This window comes from Microbacterium sp. JZ70, assembly GCF_053903225.1.
Genome location: NZ_CP096405.1, coordinates 2,627,940 through 2,643,523, shown reverse-complemented (window position 1 = coordinate 2,643,523; position 15,584 = coordinate 2,627,940). Strand labels below are relative to the sequence as shown.

General features: G+C 71.9%; 13 protein-coding genes. 12 read left to right on the top strand and 1 reads right to left on the bottom strand.

The window, feature by feature from the left end:
• Positions 1-29 precede the first annotated feature (29 nt).
• Positions 30-881: a PAC2 family protein gene (locus M1D46_RS12250; RefSeq protein WP_271172111.1), complete on the bottom strand. Its 852-nt coding sequence runs from the start codon at positions 879-881 to the stop codon at positions 30-32.
• 108 nt (positions 882-989) lie between these two features.
• Here M1D46_RS12250 and M1D46_RS12245 point away from each other — a divergent pair, with 108 nt between their 5' ends.
• From M1D46_RS12245 to M1D46_RS12190, 12 genes are all read left to right on the top strand, one after another.
• Complete coding sequence (locus M1D46_RS12245) at positions 990-1,622, top strand: HAD family hydrolase (protein WP_456287165.1); 633 nt, start codon at positions 990-992, stop codon at positions 1,620-1,622.
• Positions 1,623-1,645: 23 nt separating this feature from the next.
• Positions 1,646-2,653 carry a tRNA (adenine-N1)-methyltransferase gene (locus M1D46_RS12240; RefSeq protein ID WP_456285665.1) on the top strand — a complete coding sequence of 336 codons (1,008 nt, stop codon included), beginning with the start codon at positions 1,646-1,648 and terminating at the stop codon, positions 2,651-2,653.
• 10 nt (positions 2,654-2,663) lie between these two features.
• Positions 2,664-3,647: an FKBP-type peptidyl-prolyl cis-trans isomerase gene (locus M1D46_RS12235; RefSeq protein WP_456285664.1), complete on the top strand. Its 984-nt coding sequence runs from the start codon at positions 2,664-2,666 to the stop codon at positions 3,645-3,647.
• Positions 3,648-3,681: 34 nt separating this feature from the next.
• On the top strand, positions 3,682-4,671 hold the full coding sequence (locus tag M1D46_RS12230) for a helix-turn-helix transcriptional regulator (protein ID WP_374727732.1): 990 nt from the start codon (positions 3,682-3,684) through the stop codon (positions 4,669-4,671).
• Complete coding sequence (locus M1D46_RS12225; protein WP_456285663.1) at positions 4,668-5,642, top strand: helix-turn-helix transcriptional regulator; 975 nt, start codon at positions 4,668-4,670, stop codon at positions 5,640-5,642. Before M1D46_RS12230 ends, M1D46_RS12225 begins: the two co-directional genes overlap by 4 nt.
• 106 nt (positions 5,643-5,748) lie before the next feature.
• On the top strand, positions 5,749-6,009 hold the full coding sequence (gene tatA, locus M1D46_RS12220) for a Sec-independent protein translocase subunit TatA (RefSeq protein WP_271172106.1): 261 nt from the start codon (positions 5,749-5,751) through the stop codon (positions 6,007-6,009).
• 6 nt (positions 6,010-6,015) lie between these two features.
• Positions 6,016-6,831, top strand: coding sequence for a twin-arginine translocase subunit TatC (gene tatC, locus M1D46_RS12215; protein WP_271172105.1), 816 nt, complete (start codon positions 6,016-6,018; stop codon positions 6,829-6,831).
• Between the two features lie 36 nt (positions 6,832-6,867).
• Entirely contained in the window at positions 6,868-9,309 is a 2,442-nt protein-coding gene (locus tag M1D46_RS12210) for a DEAD/DEAH box helicase (protein ID WP_456285662.1), read from the top strand.
• Positions 9,310-9,366: 57 nt separating this feature from the next.
• Positions 9,367-10,929 carry an apolipoprotein N-acyltransferase gene (lnt, locus tag M1D46_RS12205; RefSeq protein WP_456285661.1) on the top strand — a complete coding sequence of 521 codons (1,563 nt, stop codon included), beginning with the start codon at positions 9,367-9,369 and terminating at the stop codon, positions 10,927-10,929.
• Between the two features lie 9 nt (positions 10,930-10,938).
• Complete coding sequence (locus tag M1D46_RS12200; RefSeq protein ID WP_271172102.1) at positions 10,939-11,166, top strand: SPOR domain-containing protein; 228 nt, start codon at positions 10,939-10,941, stop codon at positions 11,164-11,166.
• Between the two features lie 48 nt (positions 11,167-11,214).
• On the top strand, positions 11,215-12,552 hold the full coding sequence (locus M1D46_RS12195; protein ID WP_271172101.1) for a glutamine synthetase family protein: 1,338 nt from the start codon (positions 11,215-11,217) through the stop codon (positions 12,550-12,552).
• 15 nt (positions 12,553-12,567) lie between these two features.
• Positions 12,568-15,573, top strand: a complete 3,006-nt coding sequence (locus M1D46_RS12190; protein WP_456285660.1) for a bifunctional [glutamine synthetase] adenylyltransferase/[glutamine synthetase]-adenylyl-L-tyrosine phosphorylase — start codon at positions 12,568-12,570, stop codon at positions 15,571-15,573.
• The last annotated feature ends 11 nt before the right edge of the window (positions 15,574-15,584 follow it).

The following is a 15,584-nucleotide window of genomic DNA, read 5'->3' as shown; positions in this document are numbered from 1 at the left end:
GGGGCGCCCAGGTGCAGCGCCCCTTCCGCTCAGCGGCGGCCGTCGCGTCCGTCGCGCGGGTCGTCGCGGTGGAGGTACCGCTCGAACGCCTTCGCGATCGCGTCGCCCGATGCGTCGGGCGAGTCCACGGTGTCGCGCGTCTGCTCGAGCTGGCGGATGTACTCGCTCATCTCCTCGTCGTCCGCGGCCGCCGCGTCGATCGTGGCCTCCCAGGCGGCGGCGTCGGTCGCGAGGGTCCCCTTGGGGACGATCGCGCCCGTGAGCTCCTCGAGTCGCGTGAGCAGTGCGAGCGTCGCCTTGGGCGACGGCGTCGCGCCCGCGACGTAGTGCGGCACGCTCGCCCACAGCGACAGCGTCGGGATGCCCGCGCGCTCGGCGGCGTCGCCGAGCACGGTCAGAATGCCGACCGGCCCCTCGTACGTCGAGCGCTCGAGGCCCAGCTGCGCCCGGACCTCGGCGTTCTCGCTGCTCGCGAACACCGAGATCGGCCGCGTGTGCGGCACATCCGACATCATCGATCCGAGCGTCACGAGGCCCGTGATGCCCTCCGTGAGCGCGCGGTCGACGAACTCGCTCGCGAACGAGCGCCACGCGCGGGCCGGCTCGCTTCCCGTGATCGTCCAGAACCACACGTCGCCGGTGCCCTGCTCGGGGCGGTGCAGCGTCGCCTCGGGCCAGCGGAGGCTGCGGCCGCCCTCCCCGTCGGACTCGATCTGCGGCCGCGTGTACTGGTAGTCGAAGTAGAGCTCGGGGTCGACCGAGAACGCGGGTCTGAGGTCGGCCTCCTCGCGCAGCTGCCGCACGGCTCCCGTGGCGGCTTCTCCGGCGTCGTTCCAGCCGTCGAAGGCGGCGACGATGATCCTGCGTCCGAGTGTCTGCACCGGGTTCCCTCCTCCCGCAGCGCGGGTGTCCGTCCAGGTTAGTCCCGGATGCCGCCCCAGTAGGCTGAACCGGTGACAGTGAAGCAGCCCCACGCCGTGCTCTGGGACATGGATGGCACCCTCATCGACTCCGAGCCGTACTGGATGGCCGCGGAGACGCCGCTCGTGGAGAGCTTCGGCGGCACCTGGGACCACGAGCAGGCTCTGCAGCTCGTGGGCCTCGGCCTGCACGACGCCGCGCGCGTCCTGCAGGGAGCGGGCGTGCGGATGGACGTCGACGCGATCGTCGAGCACCTCACCGACGACGTGCTGCGCCAGATGGGCGAGCTCGGCGTCCCGTTCCGCCCTGGCGCGCAGGAGCTCCTGCGCGAGCTGCGCGCGGCCGGTGTGAAGACCGCGCTCGTCACGATGTCGATGCACCGCATGGCGGCCGCGATCGTCGAGCTGCTTGAGTTCGACGCCTTCGACCTCGTGCTCGGCGGAGACGACGTGCCGATGCCGAAGCCGCACCCCGACCCGTACCTGCGCGCCGCCGAGCTGCTCGACGTCGACATCGCCCACACGGTCGCGATCGAGGACTCGCCGAACGGCCTGCGCGCCGCCGTCTCGTCGGGCGCCGTGTCGCTCGGCGTGCCGCACTTCGTCGGTCTCGACGGCGTCGGCGCACACGAGCTGTGGCCGACCCTCGAGGGCCGCGGCATCGCCGACATCACCGCGCTGTACAGCGCCCACCGCTCCTGACCCCCATCTCCCGGAGGACACCCATGACCGCGCCTCGCGGCCCCTTCCGCTTCGGCGACCGTGTGCAGCTCACCGGCCCGAAGGGCAAGATGCACACCATCACGCTCCGCGAACGCGGCGAGCTCCACACCCATCACGGCGTGCTCCGGCACGAGCAGCTCGTCGGCCAGCCCGACGGCTCGGTCGTGGAGAACTCGAGCGGACACGAGTACCTCGCGCTGCGGCCCCTGCTCCGCGACTTCGTGATGTCGATGCCGCGCGGCGCCGCGATCGTCTACCCCAAGGACGCGGCGGCGATCGTCGCGCAGGCCGACATCTTCCCCGGCGCGGTCGTCGTCGAGGCCGGCGTCGGCTCGGGAGCGCTGTCGCTGTCGCTGCTGCGTGCGGTGGGAGCGTCCGGACGGCTCATCTCGTTCGAACGGCGCATGGAGTTCGCCGAGGTCGCGATGGCGAACGTCGAGACCTTCTTCGGCGAGCGCCCTGCGCACTGGTCGGTCGTCGAGGGCGATCTCGCCGAGGCGCTCCCCGGCGCGGTCGAGCCGGGCAGCGTCGACCGCGTCGTGCTCGACATGCTCGCACCGTGGGAGGTGCTCGAGCCGGTCGCCGACGCGCTCGCTCCCGGCGGCGTCGTCATCTGCTACGTCGCGACCGCGACGCAGCTGTCGCGCGTGGCCGAGTTCCTGCGCGTGCTGGGCTGCTTCACGGAGCCGGAGGCGAGCGAGACGATGGTGCGCGGATGGCACGTCGACGGGCTCGCGGTGCGACCGGATCACCGCATGGTCGCGCACACGGGCTTCCTCATCACGGCGCGCCGCCTCGCCCCGGGCGTCGTGCCCCCCGAGGTGAAGCGCAGGGCGTCGAAGAAGAGCTACACCGACGAGGACCTCGAGATCTGGACCCCCGGCGCCGTCGGGGACCGCGACATCACCGACAAGAACCTCCGCAAGCGGGTGCGCGAGGCGCAGCGCGCGGCGGAGGGCGCTCGCCTCGCGGCCGGTGCGGTGTCGGGGGAGGGCGAGCAGGGTGCTTAGACTGATGCCCGTGCGCAAGACCCCCGCTCTCCTCTCCGTCGCCGCCCTGACCACGCTCGCCCTGGCCGGCTGCAGCCCCGTCGGAGGATCCGGCGCATCGTCGTGCGACCGTGCAGAGGGCGCCGACCCGACGCTTCCCGACCTCGTCCAGGTCGACGGAGCACTCGACGAGGCGCCGCAGGTCGACATGCGGTCGCCGTTCCACGTCGACGAGACGGCATATGCCGACGTCGAGGTGGGCGACGGCCCCGCCATCGCGACGATGGACCAGGCCGGTGTGCTCGACATGACCCTCTACGACGGCACGACCGGCGAGATGATCATCGGCACGTCGTACTCGGGCGACCTCTCGAGCGTCGGCGCCCTGTCGCAGTGGACCACGCAGTTCCCGGGCCTCGAGGACGCGCTCGAATGCGCGACCGAGGGCTCGCGCGTGATCGCCGCGCTCGCCGAGGACGACGTGGCCCCCGAGGCGCGGCAGACGTACGCCCAGGCGGGCTTCCCGCAGGAGGGCTCGATCGTCGCGGTGGTCGACGTGCGCAAGGTCTACCCGGCAGCCGCCTCGGGGACGCTCCAGTACAACGACGGGTTCGGCCTGCCGAGCGTCGTGCGCGATCCCGACGGACGCCCGGGCATCGTCGTCCCCGACGCGCCCGCGCCCGAGGAGCTCGTCGTCCAGGCGCTCATCAAGGGCGACGGCGAGAAGCTGACCGCCGACGACACGCCGCTCGTGCACTACACGGGCGTCCTGTGGGACGAGAAGACGGTCTTCGACTCGTCGTGGGAGAACGGATCGCCCGTCCCGTTCCCGCTCGACGGCGTCATCGAGGGCTTCACGAAGGGCCTCGTGGGCCAGACGATCGGCTCGCAGGTCATGATCGTCGTGCCCCCGGAGCTCGGATACGGCGACGAGGGCCAGGGCACGATCCCCGGCGGCGCGACGCTCGTGTTCGTCGTGGACATCCTCGGCGTGCAGGACGCGCCCACCCCGTAGCGGGTGCGCCCCTCGCCCCGCGGGGATCCCTAGGATGGCTCTCGTGGCCGAGCGGATCCCAGCGGAAGAGCGACTGATGAATCTCGTGGTCGCCCTCGTGGCGACTGAGATCGGCCTCACGAAGCAGCAGATCCTCGACAGCGTGTCGGGGTACCGGCAGCGCGCTGGCGCGCGGTCCGACGCGCTCGACAAGATGTTCGAGCGCGACAAGGACGACCTCCGCGCGCTCGGGGTGCCCCTCGAGACCATCCCCTCGAGCACCGACCCGAACGACCTCCGCGACGCCCGGTACCGCATCCCGAAGTCGGAGTACCACCTCCCCGAGGACATCTCGTTCTCGCCGTCGGAGCTCGCCGTGCTGAGCCTCGCCGGCGAGGTGTGGAGCTCGGGATCGCTGTCGGCGGAGGCGCGCTCCGGGCTGCGGAAGATCCGCGCGCTCGGCATCGACGTGGATGAGCCGATCCTCGGCTTCGCGCCACGGCTCACGGCGCACGAGCCGGCGTTCGCGCCGCTCCAGTCGGCCATCGAGGCATCCCGCGTCGTGACGTTCGCGTACCTCAAGCCGGGGGAGGAGCGCGCACGCCGTCGGCGGCTGGCACCCCTCGCGCTCGTCGAGTACGAGGGGCGCTGGCACGTCTACGGCCGCGACCTCGACGCGGACGCGGACCGGACGTTCCTCCTCAGCCGCATCACGGGCGACGTCGAGACGACGGCGGAGACCTTCGACCGATCCGCACGCGAGGGAGCGGGCGAGCGCGCCCTGTCCGGGCTCGAGGAGGTCGCGGCGAGGCAGCGCGCTCTCGTCGAGGTCACGCCGGGCAGCGAGGGCGCCCTCCGCCTGCTGCGCCGCGCGGAGCCCGCCGTGCAGGGCTACCGCGTCCCCTACGTCGACCGGCACATCTTCGCCGACGAGCTCGCCTCGTACGGTCCCGAGGTGCGCGTCGTGGAGCCCGCGGACCTGCGCGAGGCCGTCATCGAGCGCCTGCGCGCGGTCGCCGCGCTGCACGAGGGGGAGGCACGATGACCGTCCAGCGACCGAACCTCCTCGCGAGCGACCAGGTCCGCATCCTCCTGACGCTCGTGCCGTTCCTGTTCGAGCGCGGCGAGGTGTCCGTCGACGACGCGGCGGCCGAGTTCGACGTGACGCCGGCGCAGATGCGCCGGCTCGTGCGGCGCCTGCCGCTCATCGGACTCCCCGGCGAGGACGGCTGGTACCAGATGCCGAACGAGATGTTCGACATCGACTGGGACCTCCTCGAGGAGCACGACGTCATCCTCATCAAGGAGAAGGTCGCCCTCGACCGCGCGCCGCGGCTCACCGCGCGCGAGGCCGCCGCGCTGCTCGCGGGTCTGCAGCTCGCTCGCGGCATCCCCGGGGTCGCCGACACCGAGGTGTACGCCCGCCTCGTCGAGAAGCTCGCGCGCGGTGCGTCGGGAGCGCCCGCCGAGCTCGTCGTCGCGCCCGAGCCGGTCGACGAGGTGCGATCGCTCGTCTCGCGCGCGCTCACGGCGCGGGTCGCGCTGTCGTTCACCTACCGCGCACCCGACGCCGGGCCGACGACGCGCACCGTCGACCCCATGAGCGTCCTCATCACGAACGGGCAGTGGTACCTCCAGGGGTGGTGCCACCTGCGGCGCGCGGTGCGGACGTTCCATCTCGACCGGGTGAGCGAGGCGCGCCTGACCGACATCCCGATCGAGCATCGCGACGAGCGCGCGGGGGAGGCGGGCTTCGGGCAGGTCGACGGCGAACAGATCGCGGTCGTGCGATACCCCGCGGATGCCGCTGCGCTCCTCGGCGACTACCTCAGGCACGCCGAGGTGTCCGAGGAGGGCGGCACCGCGACCGCCCGCATCCGCATCGCGGACGCGCAGACGCTGCGCCGACTCGCCGCCCGGCTCGGCGGGCGGCTCGAGATCGTGTCGCCGCCGCAGGCGCGCCGCGCGGCGGCCGAGTGGGCCCGCGCGGGGCTCGCGCTGTACGAAGTCAGCTGAGCGTCCTCGAGGAAAACAGTTTCCGATCGCCGGGCCGACCTCGGCGCGTCGGGTCGACGGGCTAGAATCGCCTCGAACCCAGACTTCCGATCGATGGAGACCCCTCATGCTCGGCAATCTCAACGGCTGGCACCTGCTCATCCTGCTGGCCGTCATCCTCCTCCTCTTCGGCGCGGCACGTCTCCCTGCCCTCGCCAAGAGCGTCGGCCAGTCGGCGCGCGTCTTCAAGGGCGAGATGAAGCAGATGAAGGAGGAGAGCGGGGAGGACGACACGAAGAAGGCCGCCGAGCCGGGGTACACGCTGAACGGCGAGACCGTCGAGCGGCCGAAGGCGGATGGCTCCGCCGGCAGCACGCCGCAGAGCTAGCCGCGCATGGCGACGACCGACACGGAGGTCGCCATGCCGGAGGACGGGCCGTACCGCGACCGCAAGATGACCCTCGCGGCGCATCTGCTCGAGCTGCGCAAGCGGCTCATGATCGCGGCCGCCGCGCTCGTCGTCGGCATGGTGGTGGCCTTCCTCATCACCGATCCCGTCATCCACCTCCTCACACAGCCGATCGCGCTGGTCGCCGAGAGGCGGGGAGACGACTTCGCGCAGCTGAACTTCGACTCCGTCACGGCGGGGTTCGACATGCGCATGCGCATCGCGTTCGCGCTCGGTCTGCTCATGTCGGCGCCGGTCTGGCTGTGGCAGATCTGGGCGTTCATCATGCCGGGCCTCACGCGCAAGGAGGTCCGCTACACGGTCGGCTTCATGGCCACGGCGATCCCGCTCTTCTTCGCGGGCTGCTACGTGGGCCTCGTCATCATGCCCCACATCATCGAGCTGATGGCGTCGTTCGTGCCCGAGGCGGGTGCGCAGTTCTACAAGTACGACTACTACTACGACTTCGTCTTCAAGCTCCTGCTCGTCCTGGGCGTCGCGTTCGTGAGCCCCGTGTTCCTCGTGGCGCTCAATCTCGCGGGCATCATCACGGGCAAGGCCATCCTCAAGGGATGGCGGGTCGCGGTGGTCGTGGCGACCGCGTTCGCCGCGATCTCGACGCCCGCGGCCGACATCACGTCCATGCTCCTGCTCGCGGGCATCCTCATCGTCCTGTACGTGCTCGCGGGGCTCCTGTCGATGCTGTTCGACCGGCGCAAGCGCAAGCGCCATCCGGAGATGTTCGTCGACCCCGAGGTGTGAGCGGCGCCGGCCGCATGCGCGCGATAGTCTTCGAGCATGAGCGGCCTGAGCCCATCCGAAAGCTACGCCGCAGCCCGCGAGAGCCGTCGGCACCCGATCACGACGGCCTTCGCCGAGGCGCAGCGCTTCGAGCTCGACCCGTTCCAGGTGGCGGGCTGCCAGGCGCTCGAAGACGGGCGCAGCGTGCTGGTCGCCGCGCCCACGGGCGCGGGCAAGACCATCGTCGGCGAGTTCGCCGTGCACCTCGCGATGCGGACGCCGGGGGAGAAGGCCTTCTACACGACGCCCATGAAGGCGCTGTCGAACCAGAAGTTCCGCGAGCTGCAGCAGGTCTACGGCGAGGACGAGGTCGGCCTGCTCACGGGCGACACGAACATCAACGCGCACGCGCGCGTGGTCGTGATGACGACCGAGGTGCTCCGCAACATGATCTACGCCGGCTCCTCGGCGCTGCGCGGGCTCCGCTACGTCGTGATGGACGAGGTGCACTACCTCGCCGACCGGTTCCGCGGCGCGGTGTGGGAGGAGGTCATCATCCACCTCCCGCAGGGCGTGCGACTCGTCTCCCTCAGCGCGACCGTGTCGAACGCCGAGGAGTTCGGCGACTGGCTCGACACCGTGCGCGGCGACACCGAGGTCATCGTGTCCGAGACGCGGCCCGTTCCGCTCGAGCAGCACGTCCTCGTGCGCGGCGACCTCCTGCCGCTGTTCGACGAGAGGGCGGGTGCCGCGGCCGCGCAGGTCAACCAGGAGCTCATGCGGGTGCGCTCGTCGTTCGCGCAGAGCCATCGGGCCAACGAGGACTTCTTCGACAAGCGGCGCCGCGGTCGGCGGCCGTCGTACCGGCGGCCGGGGCCCGCCGGGCGCATGGAGCGGATCGACCGGCCGCAGGTGATCGAGCTGCTCGGGCGCCAGAACCTGCTCCCCGCCATCTTCTTCATCTTCAGCCGGATGGGCTGCGACCAGGCGGTGCAGCAGGTGCGCCGATCGGGCGTGCGGCTCACGACGCAGGACGAGCGCGCCGAGATCCGGCGCATCGTGGACAAGCGGATGGCCAGCCTGCCCGACGAGGACCTCGGGGTCCTCGGGTTCTGGGAGTGGCGCGAGGATCTCGAGCGCGGGGTCGCGGCGCACCACGCGGGCCTCCTGCCGGCCTTCAAGGAGGTCGTCGAGGAGCTCTTCCAGCGCAAGCTCGTGAAGGCCGTCTTCGCGACGGAGACGCTCGCGCTCGGCATCAACATGCCCGCGCGCACGGTCGTGCTCGAGAAGCTCGAGAAGTTCAACGGCGAGGCCCGCGTGCCGATCACGTCGGGGGAGTACACCCAGCTGACGGGCAGGGCGGGCCGCCGCGGGATCGATGTGGAGGGCCACGCGGTCGTGCAGTGGACCGACGGACTCGACCCGCAGGCGGTGGCGTCGCTCGCGTCGCGGCGCACGTATCCGCTTAACTCGAGCTTCCGCCCCACGTACAACATGGCGGTCAACCTCATCGACCAGTTCGGCAAGGAGCGCGCACGGGAGATCCTGGAGTCGTCCTTCGCTCAGTTCCAGGCCGACCGCGCCGTCGTGGGCCTCGCACGGCAGGTCAAGGAGGCCGAGGAGTCCCTCGCCGGATACGAGAAGGCCATGGCGTGCGATCGCGGCGACTTCGCCGAGTACGCGGGGATCCGGCGCGAGCTCAGCGACCTCGAGAAGGCCGACCGCAAGGACGTGAGCGCGTCGCGCGCTCGGCGTCAGCAGCGCCTGGACCGCATCCAGAGTCTGCGCAAGCGCATGCAGCGGCACCCCTGCCACCAGTGCCCCGACCGGGAGAAGCACGCGCGCTGGGGCGAGCGGTTCTGGCGACTGCGTCGCGACGTCACGAAGCTCCGTCGTCAGATCGAGGGGCGCACGGGGAGCGTCGCGCGCCAGTTCGACCGCATCCTCGACGTGCTCGCGGAGCTCGAGTACGTCGAGCCGGGCGAGACCGGCCTCGCGCTGACCGCCGCCGGCCGCAGGATGCGGCGGATCTACGGCGAGCGCGACCTGCTCGTGGCGGAGTCGCTCCGGCAGGGGCTCTGGAGCCGGCTCGACGCCGCGGGCCTCGCGTCCCTCGCCTGTGCGCTCGTCTACGAGCCGCGGCGCGACGAGGCGCCCGAGGCGCACGGCCTGCCACGGGGAGCCTTCCGGGAGGCCCTCGCCGCGACCGAGGAGCTCTGGAGCCGCCTCGACGACCTCGAGCGCGATCACGGGCTGCCGGGATCGAACCCGCCCGCGACCGCGCTTGCTACCGCCATGCACATGTGGGCGCGCGGCCAGGCCCTCGATCGGGTGCTGACGGCCGCCGACATGGCGGCAGGCGACTTCGTGCGCTGGGCCAAGCAGACGATCGACCTGCTCGACCAGCTGTCGATCGTCGCGGAGGGCGATCTCGCGCGCACTGCGCGGACCGCGCTCGACGCCGTGCGACGGGGCATCGTGGCCTACAGCTCCGTGTGAGCGCGGGAGGCGCCTCGTCCAGGCAGTCGCCGAGGCGCGGGCAATAGGCTGTCGCCTATGCCCGAACGCCCCCTGCTGCCGCTGTGGGCGGCGGCCGTCGCGGCGGCCGCGGGCGGGCTCACCCTCGACGCCGCCTTCCCCGCGCTCGGGATCTGGCCGCTCGCGTTCCCCGCCGTCGCCCTGTCGCTCGCGTCCCTCGTCGGACGCCGCATCGCCTCGGCGCTGCTCGTGGGCTTCGTCTTCGCGCTCGCGTTCTACCTGCCGCACGTCTCGTGGGCCGCGGGGTTCCTCGGCGACAACCCGTTCGCCTGGGTGCCGTGGGTCGCGCTCGCCGTCGTGGAGGCCGCGCTCATGGCGATCGGCGCCATCCCGCTCGCCCTCGCCTACCGGTGGCTCCCGCGCGCGTCGCGCGCCGGGGCCGTCCGCCTCGTCGTGCTGCCCGTCGCCGTCGCCATGCTGTGGACGTGGCGCGAGGCGACCCTCGGCTCGTGGCCGTACGGGGGATTCGCGTGGGGGCGCGTCGGCATGAGCCAGTCCGAGAGCCCGCTCGCGCCGCTGTCGTCGTGGATCGGCGTGAGCGGGATCACCTTCGTCATCGTCCTCGTGTGCGCCCTCGCGATCGAGGCCGTGCGGATGGCGCGCTCGGCTCATCGCGCGGGCCGGCGCGTGCTGGCCCTCGTCGCGCCCGCTGCGCTGCTCGGTGTGCTCATGCTCGTCCCGCCGTTCCCGACCGCGCCCGCGGGGGAGATCTCGGTCGGGGCCGTGCAGGGGAACGGCCCGGCCGCCTATCTCGACGCACGGGAGCCGTATGACGTGCTGAACGCGCAGATCACGGCGTCGGAGCCGCTGCGGGACGCCGATGTCGACGTCGTGCTGTGGCCCGAGGGCGGCGTCGACAGCGACCCCCTCTACAACGAGACGACCGCGCTCTATCTCGACACCGTCGTGGGTGCGCTCGATGCGCCGCTGCTCATGAACGCCGCGTCGGCCCGCGGGGGAGATCCCACCTCGGGCGACGACCCGATCTACAACACGTCGATGCTGTGGACCGAGGATGGCGCGACGCAGCTACACTCCAAGCGCCATCCGGTGCCGTTCGGGGAGTACGTGCCCGACCGACCGCTCTTCGAGGCCCTCGCCCCCGACCTCATCGGGCTCATCCAGCGGGAGTACACCCCCGGTGACGACTCGCCGGTGTTCGACGTCGGCGGCGTGGGCATCGGCCTCGCGATCTGCTTCGACGTGATCTCGGACTCCCTCATCGCGGAGGGCATCGCAGACGGCGCCGAGGTGTTCATGTTCCAGACGAACAACGCCGACTTCCGGGGGACCGACGAGAATCTGCAGCAGCTCGCGTTCGCGCGCATGCGCGCGATCGAGACGGGCCGGAGCGTCGTGAACCTGTCGACGACGGGCACGAGCCAGATCATCGCGGCCGACGGCTCGGTGGTCGACGCGCTGCCGATCGACGAGGCGGGGGCGATGATCGCCGATGTCGAGCTGCGCGAGGGCACGACGGCCGGCGTCGTCGTGGGGCCGTGGGTCCAGGGCGCCATGGCGTTCGGGCTCGTCCTCGTCGCCGCGGCCGGGCTCCTGGCCCGCCGTCGCCGACGTGCCTAGGATCGGGACATGAGCTTCGACGACGACCCCGAGAAGAAGTACTGGTACAACCTGCGCACGGGCGAGGTGGAGTTCGGCCTCGTCTCGCCGGCCGTCGACCGGGCAGGCCCGTTCGACACCGCCGAGGAGGCAGCGAAGGCTCCCGAGGTGCTCGAAGCGCGCTCGCGCGCATGGGCCGAGGAGGACGCGCGCGAGGACGACTGGTCGGCGCGTCGAGACGGCTCGGCGGACCAGTAGTCTGAGAACGCGCCGCGCGAGCGGACGTCAGGTCGCAGAGAGGATCCGATGGACAAGCAGAGGGACTTCGTGCTCCGCACGATCGAGGAGCGCGGCGTCAAGTTCGTGCGCCTGTGGTTCACCGATGTGCTCGGCACCCTGAAGTCGGTCGCGATCGCGCCGGCCGAGGTGGAGGGCGCCTTCCGGGAGGGCATCGGCTTCGACGGCTCCGCGATCGAGGGCCTGACCCGCTCGTACGAGTCGGATCTCCTCGCGTTCCCGGATCCGTCGACGTTCCAGATCCTGCCGTGGCGCGGCGAGGTCGACCCGACGGCGCGCATGTTCTGCGACATCACGACGCCCGACGGCCAGCCCGCTCCCGCTGAGCCGCGCAACGTCCTGAAGCGCACGCTCGCGAAGGCGGCCGATGCGGGCTTCACGTTCTACACGCACCCGGAGATCGAGTTCTACCTCCTCAAGTCGAGCAGCTTCGGCGCCGAGGGCCCCGAGCCCGTCGACCGGGCCGGCTACTTCGACAACGTGCCCGGCGGCACGGCGCACGACTTCCGCCGCCGTGCGGTGCGCATGCTCGAGGACCTCGGGATCTCGGTCGAGTACAGCCACCACGAGGTCGGCCCCGGGCAGAACGAGATCGACCTGCGCTACGCCGACGCGCTGACGATGGCGGACAACATCATGACCTTCCGCACGGTCGTCAAGGAGGTCGCGATCGAGGAGGGCGTGCACGCGACCTTCATGCCCAAGCCGCTCGCGGGCGAGCCGGGCAGCGGCATGCACACCCACATGTCGCTCTTCGAGGGCGACGTGAACGCGTTCTTCGAGGAGGGCGCGCAGTACCAGCTCTCCCGGGTCGGGCGACAGTTCATCGCGGGTCTCATGCGCCACGCGAACGAGATCGCTCTCGTCACGAACCAGTTCGTCAACTCGTACAAGCGCCTGTGGGGCGGGGACGAGGCGCCGAGCTACGTCACGTGGGGGCACAACAACCGGTCGGCGCTCATCCGCGTGCCGCTCTACAAGCCCGGCAAGGGCGGCTCGGCGCGCGTCGAGTACCGCGCGATCGACTCCGCGGCGAACCCGTACCTCGCGTACTCGCTCATGCTCGCCGCGGGCCTCAAGGGCATCCAGGAGGAGTACGAGCTCGCTCCCGAGGCCGAGGACAACGTGGGCGCGCTCTCGAGCGCCGAGCGCCGCGCCCTCGGGTACCAGTCGCTCCCGACGAGCATGTACGACGCGATCAAGCTCATGGAGGACAGCGAGCTCGTCGCGGAGACGCTCGGCGAGCAGGTGTTCCGCTACGTGCTCGCGAACAAGCGCCGCGAGTACGACGCGTACCGCGCGCAGGTGACGCAGTACGAGCTGAAGTCGACGCTCGACGTCATCTGACGCGGGCGCATCGCGATGACGACGGGCAGCCGCGCCACCGGTCTGACCGGGCTCGCGCGGATGGGGTTCAGCCGTCTCGAGCGCGCCGACGCGGAGATCTCGGAGCTGTCGCAGCTCGCAGGCCTGCCGCGTGAGGCGCTGCTCGAGCACGCGGGCGGCGCAGCCGATCCGGACGAGGCGCTGGACGGCCTCCTCCGGATCGCCCGTCGAGCACCCGAGGAGGTCGCCGCCACGCTCGCGGATCCGCGCGGCAGGGCCGTCGCGTGGCGTCTGCTCGGGGCGTCCCGCGGCTTCGCCGACTTCTACCTGCGACGGCCCGGATCGTTCCCGGCGCTCGTCGACGCGGGCGACGTGCTCCCGGACGATGCCGCGCTGCGCGGCGCCCTGCTCGGCGCGGTCGGCGCGGAGGACGGCTTCGCCGCGACCGCCGACGAGTCGGCGTGGGTGGCGCTGCGCGTCGCCTACCGCGAGCAGCTCGCGCGCATCGCGGCCTACGATCTGCTCTCCGAGGACCCGGTCGACGCCGTGAGGGATGTCTCGGCGGCGCTCGCCGACGCCGCGGGCGCCGCTCTCGAGGCGTCTCTCGCGGTCGCGCGTGCGCGCGCGGCGACGGGCGCGGCCGGGGCAGGTCTCTTCCCGCGCGGCGAGGTCGCGCAGACGCGCCTGGCCGTGATCGGGATGGGGAAGGCGGGGGCGCGCGAGCTCAACTACGTCTCCGACGTCGACGTCATCTTCGTCGGGGGAGTCGCCGACGACGCCGAGATCACGGAGGCGCGAGCCCTCGACATCGCGCACCGCCTCGCGGTCCAGACGATGCGCGGGATCTCGGAGATGGAGGTCGAGCCCCCGCTGTGGGAGGTCGACGCGAATCTCCGCCCCGAGGGCAAGCAGGGCGCGCTCGTGCGCAGCCTCGCCTCGCACCTCGCCTACTACGACCGATGGGCGCACTCGTGGGAGTTCCAGGCCCTCCTCAAGGCGCGGCCGCTCGCGGGAGACCGCGACCTGGGCGCCGCGTACGTCGCGGGGACGCAGCCCAAGGTCTGGGCGAGCGCGGGGCGGGAGAACTTCGTCGACAGCGTGCAGGGGATGCGCGAGCGCGTCATGGAGCACATCCCGCCCGCTGACGTCCCCTACCAGCTGAAGCTCGGCCCCGGCGGCATCCGGGACGTCGAGTTCACGGTCCAGCTCATCCAGCTCGTCCACGGTGTCGCCGACACGACGATCCGCATCGCGGGAACGCTCGACGCCCTCGACGCGCTGGTCGCCGAGGGGTACATCGGGCGACAGGACGCCGCGACGTTCGCGCGCGACTACCGCATGCTCCGGCTGCTCGAGCACCGCCTCCAGCTGATCGGCCTCACGCGCACGCACCTCATGCCGCGCACGGACGAGGGCCTGCGCGTGCTCGCGCGCGCGAGCGGACTCGCCGACACGGGGGAGGGGGTCCAGCGCCTCTGGGAGCGCATCAAGCGCGAGGTGCGCGACGTGCACGTGCGCCTGTTCTACCGCCCGCTGCTGTCCGCGGTCGCGGCGCTCCCCGAGGATCAGCGCAGCCTCACGGCCGACGAGGCGCACGCCCGCCTCGCCGCGATCGGCCTCCGCGACCCGGGCGGCGCGCTGCGGCACATCCGCGCGCTCACCGCGGGTCTCAGCCGGAAGGCGACCATCCAGCGCCACCTCATGCCGGTCATGCTCCGCTGGTTCGCGGACGGCGTCGACCCCGACCACGGCCTCGTCTCGTACCGGCGCATCAGCGAGCGCCTCGGCGACACCCCGTGGTTCCTGCGCATGCTCCGCGACTCGACGGGTGCCGCCGAGGGGCTCACGAAGATGCTGTCGGGGTCGCGGTACATCGGCGATCTCATGGAGTGGATCCCCGAGTCGGTCGCGTGGCTCGACGATCAGGAGCGCCTCCGCCCGCGAGCCGGCGACGTCCTGCGGGCGGAGGCGCGCGCCATCCAGGACCGTCATGCGGGGCTCGAGGAGGCGATGGCCGCCGTGCGCGCCCTCCGCCGTCGCGAGATGCTGCGAACCGCCATGGGCGCGGTGCTCGGCGCGATCACGATCGAGGAGCTGGGCGACGCGCTGACCACCATCACGGAGGTCACGATCCAGGCGACGCTGCGTGCCGTGCGGCGGGACGTCGTGCCGCCGGAGGACGACTCGCTCGACTTCGCGATCATCGGGATGGGCCGCTTCGGCGGAGCCGAGCTCGGGTTCGGATCGGACGCGGACGTGCTCTACGTGTACCGGCCTGAGCAGGTCGATCCCACGCGCGCGCACGACCTCGCCGCGCGGATCGTGTCGGAGCTGCGTCGCGTGTCGGAGGACTTCCGGCTGCCGCTCGATCTCGACGCGGAGCTGCGCCCCGAGGGCAGGAGCGGCCCCATCGTGCGCTCGCTCGACGCGTACGCCGAGTACTACCGGCGCTGGTCGCTCTCGTGGGAGGCGCAGGCGCTGCTCCGCGCGCGCGGCGTGGCCGGCTCAGCGAAGCTCATCGGCGACTTCATGGCGATGGCCGACGAGATCCGGTACCCCGAGCGCATCGACCTCGCCTCGACGCGGGAGATCAAGCGGATCAAGGCCCGTGTCGAGAACGAGCGCATGCCGCAGCGGATCGACCGCACCCGGCACCTCAAGCTCGGTCCGGGCGGCCTGAGCGACGTCGAGTGGCTGGTCCAGCTGCTGCAGCTCGAGCACGGCCACGCGCGCCCCGAGCTGCGGACGACGTCCACGATCGCGGGGCTCACGGCGGCCAGGGAGGCAGGCCTCGTGTCGGAGGCCGACGCCTCGCAGCTGGCGGCGGCGTGGCGGCTCGCCGCCCGCCTGCGCTCGGCGAACACGCTGTACTCCGGCAACACGAGCGACGTGCTGCCGACGGACCGTCGCGCGCTCGACGGCATCGGACGCATCCTCGAGTACCCGCCGTACTCGGCGAACGACGTCGAGGAGGACTGGCTGCGCGCGTCGCGACGGTCGCGGAAGGTGTTCGAGCGCCTCTTCTACGGCGATCCCGCCTAGCGGCCGAGGGG

Coding starts and splice junctions, on each gene's coding strand:
- M1D46_RS12245 (WP_456287165.1), top strand. CDS start 990: ATGGATGGCACCCTCATCGACTCCGAGCCGTACTGGATGGCCGCGGAG.
- M1D46_RS12240 (WP_456285665.1), top strand. CDS start 1,646: ATGACCGCGCCTCGCGGCCCCTTCCGCTTCGGCGACCGTGTGCAGCTC.
- M1D46_RS12230 (WP_374727732.1), top strand. CDS start 3,682: ATGGCTCTCGTGGCCGAGCGGATCCCAGCGGAAGAGCGACTGATGAAT.
- M1D46_RS12225 (WP_456285663.1), top strand. CDS start 4,668: ATGACCGTCCAGCGACCGAACCTCCTCGCGAGCGACCAGGTCCGCATC.
- tatA (WP_271172106.1), top strand. CDS start 5,749: ATGCTCGGCAATCTCAACGGCTGGCACCTGCTCATCCTGCTGGCCGTC.
- tatC (WP_271172105.1), top strand. CDS start 6,016: ATGGCGACGACCGACACGGAGGTCGCCATGCCGGAGGACGGGCCGTAC.
- M1D46_RS12210 (WP_456285662.1), top strand. CDS start 6,868: ATGAGCGGCCTGAGCCCATCCGAAAGCTACGCCGCAGCCCGCGAGAGC.
- lnt (WP_456285661.1), top strand. CDS start 9,367: ATGCCCGAACGCCCCCTGCTGCCGCTGTGGGCGGCGGCCGTCGCGGCG.
- M1D46_RS12200 (WP_271172102.1), top strand. CDS start 10,939: ATGAGCTTCGACGACGACCCCGAGAAGAAGTACTGGTACAACCTGCGC.
- M1D46_RS12195 (WP_271172101.1), top strand. CDS start 11,215: ATGGACAAGCAGAGGGACTTCGTGCTCCGCACGATCGAGGAGCGCGGC.
- M1D46_RS12190 (WP_456285660.1), top strand. CDS start 12,568: ATGACGACGGGCAGCCGCGCCACCGGTCTGACCGGGCTCGCGCGGATG.